This is a genomic window from Azospirillum sp. B510, assembly GCF_000010725.1.
In the GTDB taxonomy this organism is placed as follows: domain Bacteria; phylum Pseudomonadota; class Alphaproteobacteria; order Azospirillales; family Azospirillaceae; genus Azospirillum; species Azospirillum lipoferum_B.
Window position 1 is genome coordinate 3,104,154 of sequence record NC_013854.1, and the last position, 19,160, is coordinate 3,123,313.

General features: G+C 72.0%; 12 protein-coding genes. 10 read left to right on the forward strand and 2 right to left on the reverse strand.

Annotation, left to right across the window (positions count from 1 at the left end; genetic code table 11):
* The first annotated feature begins 25 nt into the window (after positions 1-25).
* The 3 genes from dut to AZL_RS14490 all read left to right on the forward strand — a co-directional run bounded on the left by dut (position 26) and on the right by AZL_RS14490 (position 6,912).
* Positions 26-481, forward strand: a complete 456-nt coding sequence (dut, locus tag AZL_RS14480) for a dUTP diphosphatase (protein ID WP_012975267.1) — start codon at positions 26-28, stop codon at positions 479-481.
* Between the two features lie 96 nt (positions 482-577).
* Positions 578-4,426, forward strand: a complete 3,849-nt coding sequence (locus AZL_RS37520) for an ATP-binding protein (protein WP_042443891.1) — start codon at positions 578-580, stop codon at positions 4,424-4,426.
* Positions 4,427-4,683: 257 nt separating this feature from the next.
* Positions 4,684-6,912 (forward strand): PAS domain-containing sensor histidine kinase, encoded by a 2,229-nt coding sequence (locus AZL_RS14490; RefSeq protein WP_247894228.1) that lies wholly within the window; start codon positions 4,684-4,686, stop codon positions 6,910-6,912.
* 146 nt (positions 6,913-7,058) lie between these two features.
* On the opposite strand, the gene AZL_RS14495 is transcribed toward AZL_RS14490, so the two are convergent.
* Positions 7,059-8,096: an NAD(P)/FAD-dependent oxidoreductase gene (locus AZL_RS14495; protein WP_012975270.1), complete on the reverse strand. Its 1,038-nt coding sequence runs from the start codon at positions 8,094-8,096 to the stop codon at positions 7,059-7,061.
* 240 nt (positions 8,097-8,336) lie between these two features.
* On the opposite strand from AZL_RS14495, the gene AZL_RS14500 reads away from it, so the two are divergent.
* From AZL_RS14500 to trxA, 7 genes are all read left to right on the forward strand, one after another.
* Positions 8,337-8,783, forward strand: a complete 447-nt coding sequence (locus tag AZL_RS14500) for a hypothetical protein (protein WP_042443241.1) — start codon at positions 8,337-8,339, stop codon at positions 8,781-8,783.
* A gap of 55 nt (positions 8,784-8,838) precedes the next feature.
* Positions 8,839-9,321 (forward strand): tRNA (adenosine(37)-N6)-threonylcarbamoyltransferase complex ATPase subunit type 1 TsaE, encoded by a 483-nt coding sequence (gene tsaE, locus AZL_RS14505; protein WP_012975271.1) that lies wholly within the window; start codon positions 8,839-8,841, stop codon positions 9,319-9,321.
* Positions 9,321-10,349: an aminoglycoside phosphotransferase family protein gene (locus AZL_RS14510; RefSeq protein ID WP_042443243.1), complete on the forward strand. Its 1,029-nt coding sequence runs from the start codon at positions 9,321-9,323 to the stop codon at positions 10,347-10,349. The genes tsaE and AZL_RS14510 overlap by 1 nt, the downstream gene beginning before the upstream one ends.
* Position 10,350: 1 nt before the next feature.
* A complete protein-coding gene (locus AZL_RS14515; protein ID WP_042443245.1) occupies positions 10,351-11,091 on the forward strand; it encodes a nucleotidyltransferase family protein in 741 nt (246 codons plus the stop codon).
* Positions 11,092-11,151: 60 nt separating this feature from the next.
* Positions 11,152-14,118: a double-strand break repair protein AddB gene (gene addB, locus AZL_RS14520; RefSeq protein ID WP_012975274.1), complete on the forward strand. Its 2,967-nt coding sequence runs from the start codon at positions 11,152-11,154 to the stop codon at positions 14,116-14,118.
* Between the two features lie 2 nt (positions 14,119-14,120).
* Positions 14,121-17,651 (forward strand): double-strand break repair helicase AddA, encoded by a 3,531-nt coding sequence (gene addA / locus AZL_RS14525; RefSeq protein ID WP_042443247.1) that lies wholly within the window; start codon positions 14,121-14,123, stop codon positions 17,649-17,651.
* A 149-nt stretch (positions 17,652-17,800) separates the two neighbouring features.
* Positions 17,801-18,124 (forward strand): thioredoxin TrxA, encoded by a 324-nt coding sequence (gene trxA / locus AZL_RS14530; RefSeq protein WP_012975276.1) that lies wholly within the window; start codon positions 17,801-17,803, stop codon positions 18,122-18,124.
* A 122-nt stretch (positions 18,125-18,246) separates the two neighbouring features.
* On the opposite strand, the gene AZL_RS14535 is transcribed toward trxA, so the two are convergent.
* Positions 18,247-19,143 (reverse strand): tetratricopeptide repeat protein, encoded by an 897-nt coding sequence (locus AZL_RS14535; protein WP_148219329.1) that lies wholly within the window; start codon positions 19,141-19,143, stop codon positions 18,247-18,249.
* Positions 19,144-19,160: the final 17 nt, after the last annotated feature.

Sequence of the window (19,160 nt, forward strand, 5' to 3'; positions counted from 1 at the left end):
CCGGCCCCCGAACACAGGAAAATCCATGTCCCCCACCGTCGCCTTCCTCCGCCTGCCCGGCAACGACGACCTGCCGCTGCCCGCCTACGCCACCGAGGGGGCGGCGGGCTTCGACCTGCGCGCCGCCGTGCCGGCCGACGCCCCCGTCACGCTGGCGCCGGGCCGGCGGGTTCTGGTGCCGACCGGCTTCGCCGTCGGGCTGCCGCCGGGATGGGAGATGCAGATCCGGCCGCGCTCCGGCCTGGCGGTGAAGAACGGGGTCACGGTGCTGAACACGCCGGGCACCGTCGATTGCGATTATCGCGGGCCGGTCGGCGTCTGCCTGATCAACCTGGGCGAGGAGCCCTTCACCATCGCCCGCGGCGACCGCATCGCCCAGGCGGTGATCGCCCAGGCCCCCCAGGCGCTGCTGGTCGAGGTCGCGACGCTGGACGACACCGCGCGCGGGACCGGCGGCTTCGGCTCCACCGGCATCGCCTGACTTCCCACCACTTCCGCCCTGGTTTCTATGGCATTATCGGCCCCAGCGGGGTTACCCGGATCGGGGTAGGCTCGGTGGCGGGTTAGGGGGGTGGGCATGCGAAGTCCCCGGCGGAGCGTGGCGTTCCGCATCCTGGCGGGCTTGACGGTCATCGGCGGGCTGGCGGCGGCGACCAGCGTCGTCGCCGTCTCGCTGTTCTCGCGCTTCCACCAGGCTTATGAGCAGATCGCCACCGCCAAGGTGCCGGGGCTGGTCGCCGCCGCCCAGCTGGTGCAGCAGAGCGGCGCCGTCGCCGCCATCGCCCCCGCCCTGGTCGCCGCCCAGGACCAGACCGCGCGCGAGGCGGTGATGGCGCGGATGGGCGACCAGATCGTCCGGCTGGAAGAGCTGATGGCCCGGCTGATCGCCCATGGCGGCCTGCGTTATGCCGATCGGGCCGTCTCTGGAAAACAGGACGGCGGAAAACAGGATGGCGGCAGGCGGGAGGGCAGCCGGGCCGACCTGGGCGAGCTGGACCGCCGCAAGAACGAACTGGTCGGGACCCTGCTGACCCTGAACGCCCAGGTCCGGCAACAGCTGTTCCTGACCGCCGAGACCAACAGCCGGGCCCAGGCGCTGGCCACCCTGACCGGACAATTGGGGGCCGCCGAATCGCGGGCGGCCGAAGGTCCTTGGGCGATGGAGCTGCGATCCGGCCTGCCCGACGCCGAAGCGGCCGACCGCAACCGCGAGGCGCTGGAACGCTGGCGCCGCGACCTGACGGCGGCGGCGACGACGCTGCTGGCGGCGCTGCGGGCCGAGGATGACGGGCAGCTCGACCGTTTCCAGGCCGATACCCGCGGCGCGCTGGACAATGCCGCCGAGGCGCTGTCCCTGCTGCCCGCCGATCGGGCCGCCCGGCTGGAGCCGTTGCAGCGCGAACTGGCGGAGCAGGCCTTCGGCCGCTCCCCCCTGTTCGCGCTGCGTACGACCGAGCTGTCGCTTCAGCGGGCGATCAAGCGGTCGGCCGCCCGCAACCAGGCGGTCTCGGACCAGCTGGTCGGCATCGTCTCCGACTATTTCCTGGCGGTCGAACAGGATGTCGCCCACCGGTCGGCCGAGTTCGAGCTGGTGATCCGCGACGGCGAGCGGGCGGTGATCGCCATGGCGCTGCTGTCGATCCTGGGGGCCGCCGCCATCTTCGCCTACATCCACCGCAATGTGGTGGCGCGGCTGCGCCGGCTGCGCAGCGCCATGCGGGCGGTGGAGACGGCCGAGCCGGCGGCGATCCCCGACCTGGACCTGCCCGCCGCCGCCCCGGCCGGCAACCGGGACGAGATCGGCGAGATGGCCCGGGCGCTGGCCTATTTCGTCACCGCCATCCGCGCCCGTGAGGGCGCCCTGGCCGACAGCGAACGCCGGCTGCGCACCATTCTGGAACAGAGCCCGGTCGGCGTCTCCATCGGCCGCGCCGACGGCACGATCGCCTTCGCCAACGCCCGCGCCGCCGAGCTTGCCGGCCAGCCGCAGGAGGACTTCGTAGGCAGCCGCCACGCGCTGGCCCTGCCCGGCACATCCGGCGACCCCGCCGGTGACGAGGGACGGGACGCGGACAGCGGCGGCGTCCTGGTGCGGGAGGCCGAACTGGCGGTGGACCGGCCCGACGGCAGCCGGGTCTGGGCGTTGCAGACGCTCCAGCGCACCAGCTTCGAGGGCGAGCCGGCGGTGCTGGCCTGGAGCTACGACATCACCGCGCGCAAGCTGGCGGAAGAGGCGCTGCGCGCCGCCAAGGAACAGGCGGAGATCGCCGCCCGGTCGAAGGCGGAATTCCTGGCGACGATGAGCCACGAGATCCGCACCCCGATGAACGGCGTGCTGGGCATGCTGGAACTGATGGCGCTGACCCCGCTGGACGAGGAGCAGCGCACGCTGGTCTCCACCATGCGGGACAGCGGTGCCGCGCTGCTGCGGATCATCGACGACATCCTGGATCTGTCGAAGATCGAGGCCGGGAAGCTGGAACTGGAAGAGCTTGACCTGAGCCCGGCCGATCTGGTGGAGGGCGTGGCCGACCTGCTGGCGCCCCAGGCCCACCAGAAGGGGCTGGCGCTGATCTGCGACATCGACGGCTCGGTGCCGGAGCGGCTGCGCGGCGATTCCGGGCGGTTGCGCCAGATCCTGTTCAACCTGACCGGCAACGCCATCAAATTCACCGACCGCGGCCGGGTGGTTCTGCGCGTCCAGGCCGCCGCAACCGCCGACCCGACCCTCATCCGGTTGACCGTGGCGGTGGAGGACAGCGGCATCGGAATCGGACCGGAGGGACAGGCCCGGCTGTTCCAGCCCTTCAGCCAGGCCGACAGCTCCACCACCCGCCGATTCGGCGGCACCGGGCTGGGGTTGGCGATCTGCACCCGGCTGGTCGAACGGATGGGCGGCCGGATCGGCGTCGAGTCGGTGCCGGGCCGGGGCTCGATCTTCCGCTTCACGGTGGAGCTGGCGCGCCCGCCCGAACCGGCCGCCGGATCGCGCATCGCCGCGACCATCCCCTGTGCCGCCCCGGCGCCGCTGGCCGGCCTGTCGGTGCTGGTCGCCGACGAGGACGAGGTGCAACGCACGGTGCTGGCCCGCTATCTGGAACAGGGCGGGGCCGACGTGACCACCGCCGCCGGCGTGGCCGACGCCGCGTCGCGGCTGGGCCGCGGCGGCTGGGGGCTGCTGGTGACCTCCACGGCGCTGATCGGGCGTCTGGATCCGCTGGCCGCCGCCAGCGCCCCCGGCCTGCCGCGGCTGCTGCTGGGCGACGGGCGGATGGGGGGAACGGCGGGAGGACTTGCGGTCGCCTCCCCCCACGCCGCGTCTCAAGCGTCTTACGGGCCGGCGGGCCTGGTACAGCCGGTCCACCGCACCGCCCTGATCCGCGCCGCCGCCATCCTGACCGGCCGCGGCGCGCCGGACAGCGCGGCAGGCAGCCCCGAGGCACCCCGCCTGCCGACGCCGGGCCGGGCCGGGGCGGCGGCGGGGCTCGGGGCGGGGCTGGGGGCGGGTGCGGACGGGCGCGACGCGGCGCCCGACGCGGCGCCCGACGCGGCGCCCCCTGCGGACCTCGGCCCGATCCTGGTGGCGGAGGATCATCCGACCAACCAGCAGGTGGTCCTGCGCCAGTTGCGCCGGCTCGGCTACGCGGCGGAGCTGGCCGCCGACGGCGCGCAGGCCCTGGCGGCATGGCGCGGCGGCCGGCACCGGCTGGTCATCACCGACTGTCACATGCCGGTGATGGACGGCTATGAGCTGGCCCGCCGCCTCCGGCTGGAGGAGGAGAAGGACGGCGGGCGGCGGACCCCCATCGTCGCCATGACCGCCAACGCCCTGTCCGGCGAGCGGGAGCGCTGTCTGGCCGCCGGCATGGATGATTACCTCGCCAAGCCGGTGACCCTTGCCCAGTTGTCGCGCGTGCTTGCCCGCTGGCTGGAGGCCCGCCCCGCTCCGGAGGTGCCCCCCGCCCCCATGGTGCCGGCGATGGCGGAGGCGCCGCCGCCGCCCGACCCGGAGCCAGCCCCGGAGCCAGCGCCCTCCCTCCCGGTGCTCGACCTCGATCACGTCCGTCAGACCTTTGGTGGCATGGAGGGCGGCGAGCTGGATGCCGGCACGCTCGACATGATGGATTTCTTCATCGAGACGACGCGGCCGACCCTGGAGCTGGTGCGCCGGGCGCTCGACGCCGGCGACATGGAGGAGGCGCGGGCGTCCGCCCATTCGGCCGCCGGCGCGGCGCGGACGGCGGGCGCGCGGGCGCTGGCCGCCGCCTGCACCGCGCTGGAGCGCGCCATCATCGAGGCGCGCCTCTCCGACGTCGAACCGCTCGCCGGCGCGATGGCCTCGGCCTTTCCCGAAGTCGAAAAAGCGATTCACGCCCTGCGTCACACGAAAGAGATGGTGCCCAGCCCGGAAGAGAGCATGGCGTAACCTGACGTGTCGGAGCGAAATCCACCTGGGCGGGAAGAGGATCTCGAAAAGGCGCAGGCGGATGGCTGTCCGCTTGTGGGGGGGAAAGGGCTGAACTACTCTGCGGCTCTTGATTCATTTCGACAGATTTGGCCGGGCCGCGCAGAGCCCCGGCTGTCGCGGGGGTGGAAAGCGTGGTCGGTCTCGCTGGCTTCTTTTGGAACAAGGAAACCCGGCGCCAAGCCGATCACGGCGCGGACCGTGACCGATGCCGGGCCATGCTGGCCGCCGCACCGCAGCCCTGGTGCGCCTGGACCGGCGACGGCGACGGCGCCCTGTCGGACGAGGCGGCGACCTTGCTGGGCATTTCCCAAGCGGAGTCGCTGGTCGACGCGGTGACGGCGCCGGACCTCGCCCCGGCGCTCTCCCGTCTGCGCCGTGACGGCACCCCCTTCCGCTGCGAAGCGACGACATCCGTGACGGGGACCGCCGCCACGGGGCGGAGGCTGGTGCTGACCGGCCGGCGCGGCCAGTCCGGCGACACGCGGTGCGACGTGGTGTGGATCGAGGATGTGACGGCCGCCAGCGACGCCGCCCGGGACGCCTCGCTGCGCCAGGAACAGGCGACGGGCGCCGCCCGTTCCCGCCTCGCCGAGTTGCAGGCGATGGCCGACGCGTTGCCGGTGCCGGTGTGGATGCGCGACCGCTCGTTGCGGCTGTCCTGGTGCAACCGCGCCTATGCCAGCGCCGTGGATGGCGATGCCGGGACGGTGGTGGCGGAAGGGCGCGAGCTGACCGCCGCCGGCCCGGCGCTGGCCGAGCGGGCGCGCAGCGGCGGCTTCGCCCAGTCGGACCGCGCCCCGGTCGTGATCGGCACCGAACGCCGCCTGCTGGAGGTGACGGAGGCGCCGCTGCCGCTGACCGATGGCGGCGGCACGCTGGTGGTCGGCTATGCCCTGGACCTGACCCCGCTGGAGGAGCTGCGCGGCGAGCTGGACCGCCACCTGACCGCCCATGCCGAGGTGCTGGAACGGCTGGGCACCGCCATCGCCATCTTCGGTCCCGACACCCGCCTGACCTTCTTCAACCAGGCCTATGCCCGGCTGTGGGATCTGGACGAGGCGTGGCTGCGCGGCGAGCCGACCAACGCCGAACTGCTGGAGGAGCTGCGCGCCCGCCGCCGGCTGCCGGAATATGCCGATTACCAGACCTTCAAGCGCGAGCGCCTGACCCGCTACACCCATCTGGTGGAGCCGGTGGAGGAGATGATGCACCTGCCCGACGGCACCACGTTGCGCCATCTGGCGGCGCCGCATCCCCAGGGCGGGCTGATCACCATCCTGGAGGATGTGACCAACACGCTGGCGCTGGAATCCTCCTACAACACGCTGATGGCGGTGCAGCAGGAGACGCTGGACAATCTGGCGGAGGGCATCGCCGTGTTCGGCGGCGACGGCCGGCTGAAGCTGTCCAACCCGGCCTTCTCCCGCCTCTGGGAACTCGCCGACGGCGAACTGCATGGCGAACCGCACATCGCCGACGTCATCGAGCGCATGCGCCCGCTTCTGGAGATGCCGCCGGCCGACAAATCATCCGAAAAGGGGCCGGACAGGCCGGGAGAGACCGCCACCTGGGAGGCGCTGAAGGAGGAGCTGATCGGCGCCACGCTGGAACGCAGCGTCCGCTCCGGACGGGTGGAGCGCAGCGACGGGTCGGTCGTCGAGTTCTCCACCCTGCCGCTGCCGGACGGGGCGGTGCTGAACAGCTACCTCGACGTCACCGACGGCGCCCGGCTGGAGACGGCGCTGCGCGCCTCCAACGCCGCGCTGGAGGCCGCCGACCAGTTGAAGAGCGAGTTCATCGCCAACGTCTCCCACCATCTGCGCACGCCGCTGAACGGCATCATCGGCTTCGCCGAGGTGCTGGCGAACCAGTATTTCGGCGAGATGAACCAGCGGCAGATGGAGTATGTCCGCAGCATATTGGCGGCGGGCGAACGCCTGCTGGAGCTGATCGACGATGTGGTCGACCTGACCAGCCTGGGGGCGGGTGTCACCAAATTGGAGCGCGGCGCCGTCAACCTGCCCGACCTCCTGGAGTCGGTGGCCGGCCTCACCCGCGATTGGGCCCGGCGCGAGGGGCTGCGGCTGGAGGTTGTCGCGCCGGAGGCGCTGGGCCAGATGGAGGGCGACGGCAAGCGTCTGAAGCAGGCGCTGTTCACCCTGGTGGTGGGGGCCATCCGCAACCCGCCGCCCGACCGCCGCATCCGGCTGGCCGGCGAAAGGCTGAACGGCAGCATCACCCTGTCGGTCAGCGGCGCCGCATCCCCCGATGCCGACCCGCAGGGGGCCGCGGCGCTCGGCGTCTCGCTGGCCCGCAACGTGGTGGAGTTGCATGGCGGCCGGCTGGAGCTGGACGAGACCGGCGGCACCGGCATGTACCGCAGCGCCCATGTCCGCTGCATCATGCCGGTGCGGGCACCGGTGAACGGGGTCAAGGCCGGTTAGAGTGGGATCGGTTCAGACGGAATCGTCTGAAGCGTGAATCGCACGAAAAATCAAGAGATTAGAGTCTGTCTGATGCTTCAATAAGCATCAGACAGACTCTAGGCACGCCGCCATCCGCCGGATGGCGGCCGATCACGCCCCACCGGTCACGCGGCGCCGGGCACGCCCTTCGACGTGGAATATTCGAAATGCAGCGCCTCACCCGGATAGACCAGCGGGCGGATGGCGTGGGCGGCCTGGGCGGCTTCGGCGAAGCCGCAAAGGATCAGCTTCAGCTTGCCGGGATATGTCGCGATGTCGCCGATGGCGAAGATTCCCGGCACGTTGGTGGCGCAGCCGGGCTGGGACACCGCGACGTGGCCGCGCTCCAGATCCAGGCCCCAGTCGGCGATGGGTCCGAGATTCATCGACAGGCCGAAGAAGGCGAGCATCGCGTCGGCCGGCAGCGCCTTCTCCTCGCCGTCCAGCGTGGCGACGCGCACGGCGGTCAGTTGGCCGTTCCCGCCCTCCAGGCCGGAGAGCTGGTAGGGCACCACCATCTCGATCCGCCCCTCGGCCACCAGCGCGTCCATGCGGGCGACGCTTTCGGGTGCGGCGCGGAACTTCGGCCGGCGGTGGACGACATAGACGCGCTCGGCGACGTCGGAGAGCGAGAGCGCCCAGTCGACCGCGCTGTCGCCGCCGCCGGCGATCACCACCTTCTTGCCGGCGAAGTCCTGGCGGCGGCGCACCATGTAGAAGACCGACTTGCCCTCATAGGCCTCCAGCCCGTCGAGTGGCGGGCGGTTGGGGCCGAAGGCGCCGCTGCCGGCGGCGATGATCACCGCCCGGGCGTCGATCCTCGTGCCGATGCTGGTCTCCACCAGCCAGCGCCCGCCATCCTGGCGGGTCAGCTTCTCCACCTGCTGGCCCAGGTGATAGGTCGGCGCGAAGGGGGCGGCCTGCTCCGCCAGCCGGTCGATCAGGTCGGCCGCCTCGATCGAGGGATGCGCCGGGATGTCGTAGATCGGCTTTTCCGGATAGAGCGCCGTGCACTGGCCGCCGACCATGTCGAGCGCGTCCACCACATGGCAGCGCATCTTCAGCATGCCGCATTCGAAGACGGCGAACAGGCCGACGGGGCCGGCGCCGACGATGACGACATCGGTGGTGAGGACATCGTTGCTGGATGCGGTCTGCGACATGAAAGCCAGTTCCTTGAGACGGGGTGCCGGTGAAGGGTGAGGGATGGACGGTGCGTCCTTCCATTGTCCGCATTTCCCCGCCGGGTCAACCCCCAGCGCCGGAAACAATTTCGCATAAATTCGCTTAAATTTGTTGATTGCTCCGGACGGTTGCAAAGCGGACACTGCGGGCTTGCGGCGGAAGGCCGGAGCACGCCGGCCGATATGTCCGCCCGGATGCCAGTCGGGTGGAGGCCCGGAATGAAGGAACTTCGGTGTCTGGTCTTCACCGACCAGGAGCTTGTGCGGGCCGTGCTGGATCGCCGGCACCGGGTGAAGGACAAGCTGCCGGTCGGCACCGTGTCCAAGGTCACCTATCACCGCAACGACGGGGCGGAACAGGACGGCATCGAGACCCGCCTGACCATCACCGACGACAATGGCGCGGTGACCGAGCTGGCGTTGACCGACACCGAGGTCACGGCGGCGCTGGTCGGCTTCTGCATGGGCCGCCGCATCCCCCTGCCGGTGGCGTCCGACAAGATGCTGCATCTGATCAACGGCGCGCCGACGCTGATGATCACCATGAATTTCAACAAGGCGCCGCGACTGGTGGTGAATGCCGGGACGGATGCGGCAGGGATGAGGGCGGGGGCGGGAACCGCGACCAGCGACCGCCTGTCGCCCAGGCGGCGGGTCGGCCGCTGACCCACCCCTCTTTCCGGCTTGCGGGCGGACGGCGGCTTCGCACAGTATCCGCGCCATGTCGGACCTTTCCCCCCACACCGTCACCATCCCTCTGCCGGACGAGACCGCCACCGCGGCGCTAGGGTGTCGTTTGGGCCTTCTCCTGCGGCCCGGCGACCTCGTGGCCTTGCGCGGCGATCTCGGCGCCGGCAAGTCGGCGCTGTCGCGCGCCCTGATCCGCAGCGTCACCCACGACGAGGCGGAGGTGCCGTCCCCCACCTTCACCCTGGTGCAGACCTACGACACCGCCATCGGGCCGGTCTGGCATTTCGACCTCTACCGCCTGTCGGGAGCGGACGAGGTGTATGAGCTGGGCTGGGATGACGCGCGGGCGGAGGCGGTGGCGCTGGTGGAATGGCCGGACCGGCTGGGTCCGCTGCTGCCGCCCGACCGGGTCGAGGTGACGATGGAGCATGACGGGCCTGACGCCCGCCGCGCCACCGTGACCGGCCATGGCGCGCTGGCGGCACGGGTGGCCGCCGCCGATTGGGGGCTGTGATGGGCGCCGTTTCTTCGGCGCGGGAAACGGAAATCACCGCCTTCCTGTCCGCCAACGGCCTATCCGGCGCGGCGCGGGAGCCGCTGGCCGGCGACGCCTCCGCCCGCCGCTACGAGCGCCTTCACAAACCGGATGGCGGCACGCTGATCCTGGTGGACACGCCCGCCCCGGCCGACGACCTCGCGCCCTTCATCGCCATCGGCGCCGAACTGGCCGGGATCGGGCTGTCGGTCCCCGCCATTCTTGTGGCGGATGTGGAACGGGGATTGGCGATTCAGGAGGATTTCGGAAGCGAAACCTTCTCCCGCCTGCTGGCCGGGGGTGCCGATCCGCGACCGCTCTACGAACTGGCGACCGACGCGCTGATCACCATCCACCGCCGTTGGCCCGAGGAAGCGGCGCCGCGTCTCGCCCTGCCCGTCTATGACCCGGCGCTGTTCATCGCCCAGACCCGGTTGTTCCTCGACGCCTATCTGCCGGCGGCGCTGGAAAAGCCGTTGACCGAGAACGATCGGTCCGATTTCGACATGGCTTGGCGCACGGTGCTGGAGCCGGTCTGCGCGGCCGCGCCGTCGCTTCTGCTGCGCGATTACCATGTCGACAACCTGATGCGGCTGCCGCGCCCAGGGGTGCGGGCGGCGGGTCTGATCGACTTCCAGAGCGCCGGCTGGGGACCGCGGGCCTATGACCTCGTCTCCCTGCTGGAGGATGCGCGGCGCGACGTGGCCGCCGATCTGGCCGAGGCGATGACCGCACGCTATCTCGCCGCCTTCCCCGCCATCGACGCCGCCGGCTTCCGCCGCGCCATGGCGGTGCTGGGGGCGGTGCGGCACACGCGGATCGTCGCCATCTTCGTCCGGCTGGCGCTGGGCCAGGGCCGGCGGTCCTACCTTGTCCATCTGCCGCGGGTCTGGCACCTGCTGGAGACCCAGCTGGTGAAGCCGGAACTTGGGCCGGTCGCCGCCTGGTTCGACCGCCACTTGCCACGTGGCGCCCGTGCCGCCTTCGCCGTTCCGGAGACGATCTGAAATGAGCGTGACCATTCCACAGACCGCGATGGTTCTGGCCGCCGGCCAGGGCCTGCGCATGCGCCCGCTGACCAACCACAGGCCCAAGCCGCTGATCCCGGTGCTGGGCAAGCCGATGCTGGACCATGCGCTGGACCGGCTGGCCGAGGCCGGCGTCGGCCGGGCGGTGGTGAACAGCCACTATCTCGGCGCGATGATCGGCGATCATCTGAAGGACCGCACCGCCCCCGCCATCACCCTGTCACCGGAGGACACGCCGCTGGAGACCGGCGGCGGGGTGAAGAAGGCGCTGCCCCATCTCGGCACGGCGCCGGTCTACACCGTGAACGCCGACATCTTCTGGCTCGACGGGCCGATCCCGGCCCTGCGCCGGCTGGCCGTGCATTGGAATCCGGCGGAGATGGACGCGCTGCTGCTGCTGATGGCGACGACCAGGTCGGTCGGCTATGACGGGCCCGGCGACTATCACATGGATCCGCTGGGCGGCCTGACCCGGCGGGGCGAGCGCGAGCTGGCGCCCTTCGTCTATGCCGGGTTGCAGATCGTCAAGCCGGAGCTGTTCGCCGCCGACACACCCGACGGCGCCTTCTCCACCAACCTGATCTGGGACCGCGCCCAGGCGGCCGGGCGGCTGTTCGGCCTCGCCCATGACGGGCTGTGGTTCCACATCGGCACGCCGGCCGGGCTGAAGGAGGCGGAGGATCTGCTGGCCATCGGCGGCGTGCGGGCGGTGGCGCATTGAGGGCCGGGCTGGCCTATACTCCACCGGAAACGGCCCATCCCCGGAACTGATCGCAGGCCCATGACCCACCCCAAACTCTACAGCATCCCCGCTGGCGCCCCCTTCGTCGACAGGCTGGCGGCGGGGATCATGGAGCGGGTGGGCGGCGACCCGATGGCGCTGGCCGGGGTCACCGTGCTGCTGCCGACCCGGCGCGCCTGCCGGTCGTTGCAGGCGGCCTTCCTGCGGCGGTCCGGCGGACAGCCGACGCTGCTGCCGCGCATGGCGCCGCTCGGCGAACTCGACGCCGGCGATCTCAGCCTGACCGAGGAGGAACTGCCCGACGTCCCGCTCGACCTGCCGGAGGCGATCTCGCCCTTGAACCGGCAGATGACGCTGGCCCGGCTGATCCTGGGCGCCGACGGGCTGTCGGCGACGACGGCGCAGGCGGTGCGGCTGGGCGCCGATCTCGGCCGGTTGATCGACGCGGTGTGGACCGAGCGCGCCGGCTTCGACAAGCTCGAGTCGCTGGTGCCGGAGGATTATGCCGAGCACTGGCAGGTCACTCTGAAATTCCTGCGTATCATCACCGAGGTGTGGCCCGCCATCCTCGAGTCGACCGGCGAGACCGACCCGGCCAAACGCCGCAATCTGGCGCTGGAGACCCAGGCGGCGCTGTGGCAAGCGGCACCGCCGCCGGGCATGGTGATCGCCGCCGGCTCCACCGGCTCGATCGCCGCGACGACGGAGCTGCTGGCGGTCATCGCCCGGCTGCCGCAAGGGGCGGTGGTGCTGCCCGGCCTCGACACCGGCGCCGACGACGCCATCTGGGACGCCATCGCCGCCGACGAATCCCATCCGCAGCATGGGCTGTCGCAGCTGATCCGCCTGCTGGGGGTGACGCGGGACGAGGTATGGCCCTGGACCGACGCGCCGGAACCGCGCGGCGCCCGCGCCCGCCTGATCGCCGAGGCGATGCGGCCGGCGGCGACCACCGAGGGCTGGCGCGAACTGTCGGGGCTGGATGCGTCGGCGCTGGACGGGCTGACCCGCATCGACGCCGCCACCTCGGAGGAGGAGGCGCAGGTCATCGCATTGCTGATGCGCCATGCGCTGGAAACGCCGGCCAGGACCGCCGCCCTCATCACCCCCGACCGCAATCTCGGCCGCCGGGTCGCCATGGCGCTGGCGCGCTGGGGCATCCTGGTCAACGACTCCGGCGGCCAGCCGCTCGCCCATACCGCGGTCGGCACCTATCTGCGGCTGACGGCGGAGCTGGCGGCGAGCCGCGTGCATCCGCTGGCGCTGCTGGCGCTGGCCAAGCACCCGATGGCGGCGGGCGGCCGCGACTCAGGCGATTTCCGCGCCGCCGCCCGCGCGCTGGAGCGCATCGTGCTGCGCGGCCCGCGCCCGGCGGAGGGGTTCGACGGCATACTGGCGGCGCTGGAGCGGGCCGACCGCTTCGACCATGAGGAGCAGCAGGAGGTCCTGCGCGGCTGGCTGGTCGATCTCGGCCAGCGCGCCGCGCCGTTCCTGGAAGCGCTGGCCGGCGAGACGCCGCTGGCCGACCTTGTGCGCGCCCATGTCGCCTTCTGCGAATCGCTGGCCGCCGACGACGGGTTGGAAGGCAAGGACCGGCTGTGGCGCCAGGACGACGGCGAGGAGGCGGCGCGCTTCATCCATGACCTGCTCGACGCCGCCGCGGGATTCCCGGCGATCCCGGCCAAGGATTACCCGGCCCTGCTCGACGCGCTGATGAGCGCGCGGGCGGTGCGCCCCCGCTATGGCCTGCACCCGCGCCTGTTCATCCTCGGTCCGATGGAGGCGCGGCTCCAGCATCTCGACCTGACCATCCTCGGCGGGCTGAACGAGGGGACCTGGCCGCCGGCGGCCGCCGCCGATCCGTGGATGTCGCGGCCGATGCGGCGCGAGTTCGGCCTGCCCAGCCCGGAACGGCTGGTCGGCATGTCGGCCCACGACTTCGCCCATGCCTGCGGCGCGCCCGAGGTGGTGCTGACCCGCGCCGCGCGGGTGGAGGGCACGCCGACCGTGCCGTCGCGCTGGCTCTTGCGGCTGGAGACCGTGCTGAAGGCGTTGGATCTCGACGGCGTGATCGAGGAGCGCGGGGCCTGCTGGCTCGGCTGGGCGCGCGGGCTGGACGAGCCGGACCGCGTGCGGCCGGTGAGCGCCCCCGAACCGCGCCCGCCGCTGAGCGCCCGGCCGCGCAAGCTGTCGGTGACGGAGATCGAGACCTGGATGCGCGACCCCTACGCCATCTATGCCCGGCACGCCCTACGGCTGCGGGCGCTCGACCCCATCGCCGCCGATCCGGGGGCGTCGGACCGCGGCCAGATCATCCATGACACGCTCGACGCCTTCGTCCGCGACCATCCCGGCCCGCTGCCCCATGACGCGCTCGACCGGCTGATCGCGCTGGGGCGGGAGCGTTTCGGCCCGCTGCTGCGCAGCCATCCCGACGTCTGGGCCTTCTGGTGGCCGCGCTTCGAACGGGTGGCCGGCTGGTTCGTCGATCTGGAGCGCGAACGCCGCCCCCGCCTGCGCCCGCTGGCGACCGAGGTGCCGGGCCGGCTGGAGCTGTCCGGCCCCGGCGGCCCCTTCGCCCTGACCGCCAAGGCCGACCGCATCGACCGCGGCCCCGACGGGCTGGTGGTGATCGACTACAAGACCGGCACCCCGCCGAGCGCGCGGGAGATCGAGCTGGGCTTCGCCCCGCAGTTGCCGCTGGAGGCCGCCATCGCCGCGGCCGGCGGCTTCAGCGGGGTGGACAAGGGGGCGGTGGCCGAACTGGCCTTCTGGCGCCTGTCCGGCGGCGATCCGGCCGGCGAGGAGAAGCCGGTCAAGGGCGACCCGGCGGCACTGGCGGAAGAGGCGCGGGCCGGGCTGGAGGCGCTGATCGCGCGGTTCGACGACCCGCAAACGCCTTACCGCTCGCGGCCAAGGCCGGCGATGGCGCCGCGCTACACCGACTACGCCCATCTCGCCCGTGTCCAGGAATGGTCGTCGGGCGGCGGAGAGGGGGAGGGCTGAGCATGAGCGATTCCATCACCGACCAGCTCCCCCGCAGCCTGCCGCTCGATCCCAACGTGGCGCAGCGGCGGGCCTCCGATCCGACGGCATCGGTCTGGGTCGGCGCCTCGGCCGGCTCGGGAAAGACCAAGGTGCTGACCGACCGGGTGCTGCGGCTGATGCTGTCCGGCACACCGCCGGCGCGCATCCTCTGCCTGACCTTCACCAAGGCCGCCGCGGCGGAGATGGCGATCCGCATCAACCGGACGCTCGGCCTGTGGGCGACCCTGCCCGACGAGGCGCTGGAGGACCGGCTGGCCGAGCTGTGCGGCGAGCGGCCGTCGACGGAGGCGCGGCTGAACGCGCGGCGGCTGTTCGCCCAGGTGGTGGATTGCCCCGGCGGCATGAAGATCCAGACCATCCACGCCTTCTGCCAGTCGCTGCTGCGCCGCTTCCCGCTGGAAGCCGAGCTGGCGCCGCATTTCGACGTGATGGACGACCGCACCGCCGACGGGCTGCTGACCGAGGCGCGCGACGCCGTGCTGCATGCCGGCCGCACCGAGCCGGACAGCCCGCTCGGCCGCGCCATGGGCCGGCTGACCGGCGAGCTGAACCCTGAGGATTTCGCCGCTCTGCTGGCGGAACTGGCCGGCCAGCGCGGGCAGGTCGAACGGCTGCTCAAGGACTTCCACGGGCTGGACGGGCTGGTCGACGCCATCCACGACACGCTGACGGTGCCGCCGGGCGTGACCGAGGAGTCGATCCTGACCCACGCCTGCCACGACGACCAGTGCGACCCGCCGGCCCTGCGCGAGGCCTGCCGGGCGCTGTCGGGCGGCAGCGCCGGCGACCAGGAGCGCGGCATCGCCATCCAGCATTGGCTGGACGCCGCAGACCGAAGGGTGCGGGCGTTCGAGGCCTACAAGCGGCTGTTCCTGACCGCCGAGGGCAGCCCGCGCAAGACGCTGATGACCAAGAAGCCGGCCACCGCCTATCCGCAGGCGCTCACGTCCCTGCGGAAGGAGGCGGAGCGGCTGGTGGAGATAGCCGAGCGGGTGAAGGCCGCCGGGGTCGCCGCCTCCACCACCGCCCTGCTGACGCTGGCGCAGGCGATGCTGGACGCCTACCGCGAGCGCAAGGCGGCCCGCGCCCTGCTGGATTACGACGATTTGATCCTGGCGGCCAACCGGCTGCTGGGCGGCGGCGACGGCAAGGCGCCGCGCGTGCCCTGGGTGCTGTACAAGCTGGATGGCGGCCTCGACCATATCCTGATCGACGAGGCGCAGGACACCAACCCCGACCAGTGGGCCATCGTCGCGGCGCTGGCCGGCGAGTTCTTCGCCGAGCTGGAGGCCGCCGCCACCGACGGCAAGATCCGCACCGTCTTCGCGGTGGGCGATGAGAAACAATCGATCTTCAGCTTCCAGCGCGCCGATCCGGCCGAATTCGCCCGCATGCGCCGCCATTTCCAGGAGAAGGCGGAATCGGCCGAACGGCTGTGGGCCGGCGTCGACCTCGACATCTCCTTCCGCTCGACCGCCGCCGTGCTGGAGACGGTGGATGCCGTCTTCGCGCTCGACCGCGCCCGCGACGGTGTCGCGTCCGACGCCAGCCCGACGATCCGCCACCGCGCCTTCCGCCGGGGACAGGCCGGTCTGGTCGAGCTGTGGCCGCCGGTGAAACCGGCCGAAGCGGTCGAGGCGCCGGCCTGGGCGCCGCCGGTGGCGCGCGAGTCCGCCGACTCCCCCTCGGCCCGCCTCGCCTCCGTCATCGCCGCGACGGTGCATCGCTGGATCGACGGCGGCGAGATGCTGGAGGCCAAGGGCCGTCCGGTGCGGCCCGGCGACGTGATGGTCCTGGTCCGCCGCCGCACCGCCTTCGTCACCGAACTGGTCCGCGCGCTGAAGGACCGCGGCGTGCCGGTGGCCGGCGTCGACCGCATGGTGCTGACCGAACAGCTCGCCGTCATGGATCTGGTGGCGCTGGCCGACTTCCTGCTGCTGCCCGACGATGACCTGACGCTCGCCACCGTGCTGAAGGGGCCGCTGGTCGGGCTGGACGAGGAGGCGCTGTTCCGCGTCGCCCATGGCCGACGCGGCACGCTGTGGCGCTCGCTGGTGGCGCTGGCGGAGAGCGAGCCGGCGTTCCGCCCGGCGCGGCGCTATCTCGGCGACCTGCTGGCGCGCACCGACTTCTCCGCCCCCTACGAGCTGTTCGCCGGGCTGTTGAACCGGCCCTGCCCGGCCGACGTCCGGTCGGGACGGCGCGCCATCCTGAAGCGGCTCGGCCCCGACGCCCAGGACCCGCTGGAGGAGTTCCTCGCCGTCTGCCTCGCCTTCGAGAAGACCGAGCCGCCGTCCCTGCAGAATTTCCTGGCCTGGCTGGCGGCCAGCGACGCCGAGATCAAGCGCGAGCTGGAACAGGGCGGCGGCACCGTGCGGATCATGACCGTCCACGGCTCCAAGGGGTTGCAGGCGCCGATCGTCTTCCTGCCCGACACGCTGGGCAGCCCGACCCAGAGCCCGCCGATCCTGTGGCCGGACGACGACTGCCCGGTTCCCCTGTTCGCCGCCCGCCGCGGCCAGGAGGACGGGCTGTGCGCCGAGGCGCGGGCGCGGGCCAACCGGCGGCGCGATCAGGAATACCGCCGGCTGCTCTATGTCGCGCTGACGCGGGCGGAGGACCGGCTCTACATCTGCGGCCACCAGGGCAAGCGCGAGCCGTCCGACGATTGCTGGTACCGGCTGGTCGAGGAGGCGATGCGCGAGACCGGCGTGCCGCACAGCTTCGACTTCACCGGCCTCAGCCCGGATGGCTGGGCGGGAGAGGGCTGGCGGCTGGTCGGCGCCCAGGATGTCGTGGTGCCGCGCCATGTCGAGACGGAGGAGAGCGCCGCCACCGAACCGCCGCCGCCCTGGATCGCCGAGCCGGCGCCGGGCGAGCCGGAACCGTCGCGCCCGCTGACCCCGTCGCGGCCGGACGGCGAGGAGCCGGCGGTGCGCTCGCCGCTGGGCGCCGACGACGGCCAGCGCTTCCGCCGCGGCCTGCTGGTCCACCGCCTGTTGCAGACGCTGCCCAATCTGGTGGAGGAGGCGCGCGAAGCCGCCTGCCGCCGCTTCCTGGCGCGTCCGGCGCACAAGCTGACGCCGGAGCAGCAGGATGCCATCGCGCGGGAGACGCTCGCGGTGCTGAGCCATGCGGAGTTCGCGCATCTGTTCGGCCCCGGCTCGCGGGCGGAGGTGCCGCTGGTCGGCGTCGTGACGCTGGGCGACGGCAGCCGGACGCTGGCCGGGCGTATCGACCGGCTGGCGCTGGCGGGCGATACGGTGTGGATCGTCGATTACAAGACCAACCGGCCACCGCCACGGGATCTGGAAGACGTGCCAATGGTTTACCGGCGGCAGATGGCGGCCTACCGCGAGGCGTTGCGCGCCGTTTATCCGGGCCGCCGGGTGCGGTGCGTCCTGCTGTGGACCGACGGTCCCTATACCATGGAGCTGCCACCGTCGGTTCTGGACGCGGCGGCGGCGGGGCTGGCGCCACGGGCGGGGTGAGGGGCGGCCGGCGACTGATCCGAAAGATGGGGTGACTTGACCGGCCGGGCGCCTCCGCCCTACATTTTGCTCAATTCCACTGACGGGGCGATGGCCGCCGGCCTTTCTCAACCGGTCCGCGGCGCTTCCGAATCCAGGCAAGAGGTCACATGAGCACCACCATCAAGGTTACCGACGACAGCTTCGAGCAGGACGTCCTGAAGGCCGACGGCCCGGTCCTGGTCGATTTCTGGGCGGAATGGTGCGGCCCCTGCAAGATGATCGCCCCGGCGCTCGACGAGCTGGCCGGCGAGTATGACGGCAAGGTCACCATCGCCAAGCTGAACATCGACGAGAACCCCGACACCCCGACCAAGTACGGCGTGCGCGGCATCCCGACGCTGATGCTGTTCAAGGGCGGCAGCGTCGCCGCCACCAAGATCGGCGCGCTGCCCAAGGGTGCGCTGTTCCAGTGGGTCGACTCGGCGCTGTAAGCGACCGCGACGCTCCAGGTAAGGAAAAGCCCCGCCAGCGGTCACCGCGGGCGGGGCTTTTTCGTTGGGGAGTGATTGGGCATGGTTGGCTTCGGGCGGAGGCCGTCGAAGCCGACGGTCCCTCACCGGGTCTTCTTCTCCTTCGCCGTATCCTTGCCCGCGGCACCCGCGACCTCCGCCGTCCGGACGAGATTGTCGGCGGCGGCACGGCCCCACTCGCTGTCGGGAGCGACCCGGCGGGCCAGCGCCCAATCGTCGCGCGCCGCCGGCAAATTGCCGCCCAGCGCCTTCACGTTGCCGCGCAGCAGAATCGCCTCCGGATCGCCGGGTTTCAGTTCGAGCGCCGAATCGATGTCGGCCAGCGCCTGCCGGTAGTTGGAGAGCGCCTTGTGGGCGGAGGCGCGATAGAGATAGGCGTCGGCCCGGCGGGGGTCACGGGCCAGCGCCGCGTCCAGGTCGGCGATGGCGTCCCAGAAACGTTCGCCCTCGGCCCTCGCGAAGGCGCGGTCGATCAGCAGGTCGATGTCGTCCGGCGTCTTCTCCAACGCGGCACTGTAGAGCCGTTCCGCCCGCTCCTGGTCGCCGGCCCGCAGCCAGGCCCAGCCGGCGCGGCCGAGCAGCGAGGCGGCGGCCTTGGGATCGTCCTTGCCGAGCGTCGGCACCAGCGCCTCGATCTCGCCGCCGGCCGCCTTGAATTCGCCGGCATGGAACAGCGCCAGCGCCTCGCACAGCGCCGCATAGTCGCCGCCACCCTGCTGCCGCCAGCGCTGCGCGTCGGCGCGGGCGCCGTCGGGATTGGCCTCCGCCTTGGCGGCGCAGGCCTGAAGTTCGCGGTTGCGGTCGAGAGCGGAGGAGGAGCCACCGGATGGGCTGGCGGACGGATTGGCGGATGGGCTGGCGGTCGCGTTCGGGGACGCCGCCTGAGCGGTCGAAAGGAAAGCCGGCGGAACGGCGGCAAAGCCCAGGGCGAGGATGCCGGACAGGCAGGCGCGGAGAAGGTAAGCATTGCGTCGGGTCATGGTGCCTTTACACTCCG

What these genes read in the sequence shown, in the direction of transcription:
- dut (WP_012975267.1), top strand. Translation starts at nt 26, where the DNA reads ATGTCCCCCACCGTCGCCTTCCTCCGCCTGCCCGGCAACGACGACCTG.
- AZL_RS37520 (WP_042443891.1), top strand. Translation starts at nt 578, where the DNA reads ATGCGAAGTCCCCGGCGGAGCGTGGCGTTCCGCATCCTGGCGGGCTTG.
- AZL_RS14490 (WP_247894228.1), top strand. Translation starts at nt 4,684, where the DNA reads ATGCTGGCCGCCGCACCGCAGCCCTGGTGCGCCTGGACCGGCGACGGC.
- AZL_RS14495 (WP_012975270.1), bottom strand. Translation starts at nt 8,096, where the DNA reads ATGTCGCAGACCGCATCCAGCAACGATGTCCTCACCACCGATGTCGTC.
- AZL_RS14500 (WP_042443241.1), top strand. Translation starts at nt 8,337, where the DNA reads ATGAAGGAACTTCGGTGTCTGGTCTTCACCGACCAGGAGCTTGTGCGG.
- tsaE (WP_012975271.1), top strand. Translation starts at nt 8,839, where the DNA reads ATGTCGGACCTTTCCCCCCACACCGTCACCATCCCTCTGCCGGACGAG.
- AZL_RS14510 (WP_042443243.1), top strand. Translation starts at nt 9,321, where the DNA reads ATGGGCGCCGTTTCTTCGGCGCGGGAAACGGAAATCACCGCCTTCCTG.
- AZL_RS14515 (WP_042443245.1), top strand. Translation starts at nt 10,351, where the DNA reads ATGAGCGTGACCATTCCACAGACCGCGATGGTTCTGGCCGCCGGCCAG.
- addB (WP_012975274.1), top strand. Translation starts at nt 11,152, where the DNA reads ATGACCCACCCCAAACTCTACAGCATCCCCGCTGGCGCCCCCTTCGTC.
- addA (WP_042443247.1), top strand. Translation starts at nt 14,121, where the DNA reads ATGAGCGATTCCATCACCGACCAGCTCCCCCGCAGCCTGCCGCTCGAT.
- trxA (WP_012975276.1), top strand. Translation starts at nt 17,801, where the DNA reads ATGAGCACCACCATCAAGGTTACCGACGACAGCTTCGAGCAGGACGTC.
- AZL_RS14535 (WP_148219329.1), bottom strand. Translation starts at nt 19,143, where the DNA reads ATGACCCGACGCAATGCTTACCTTCTCCGCGCCTGCCTGTCCGGCATC.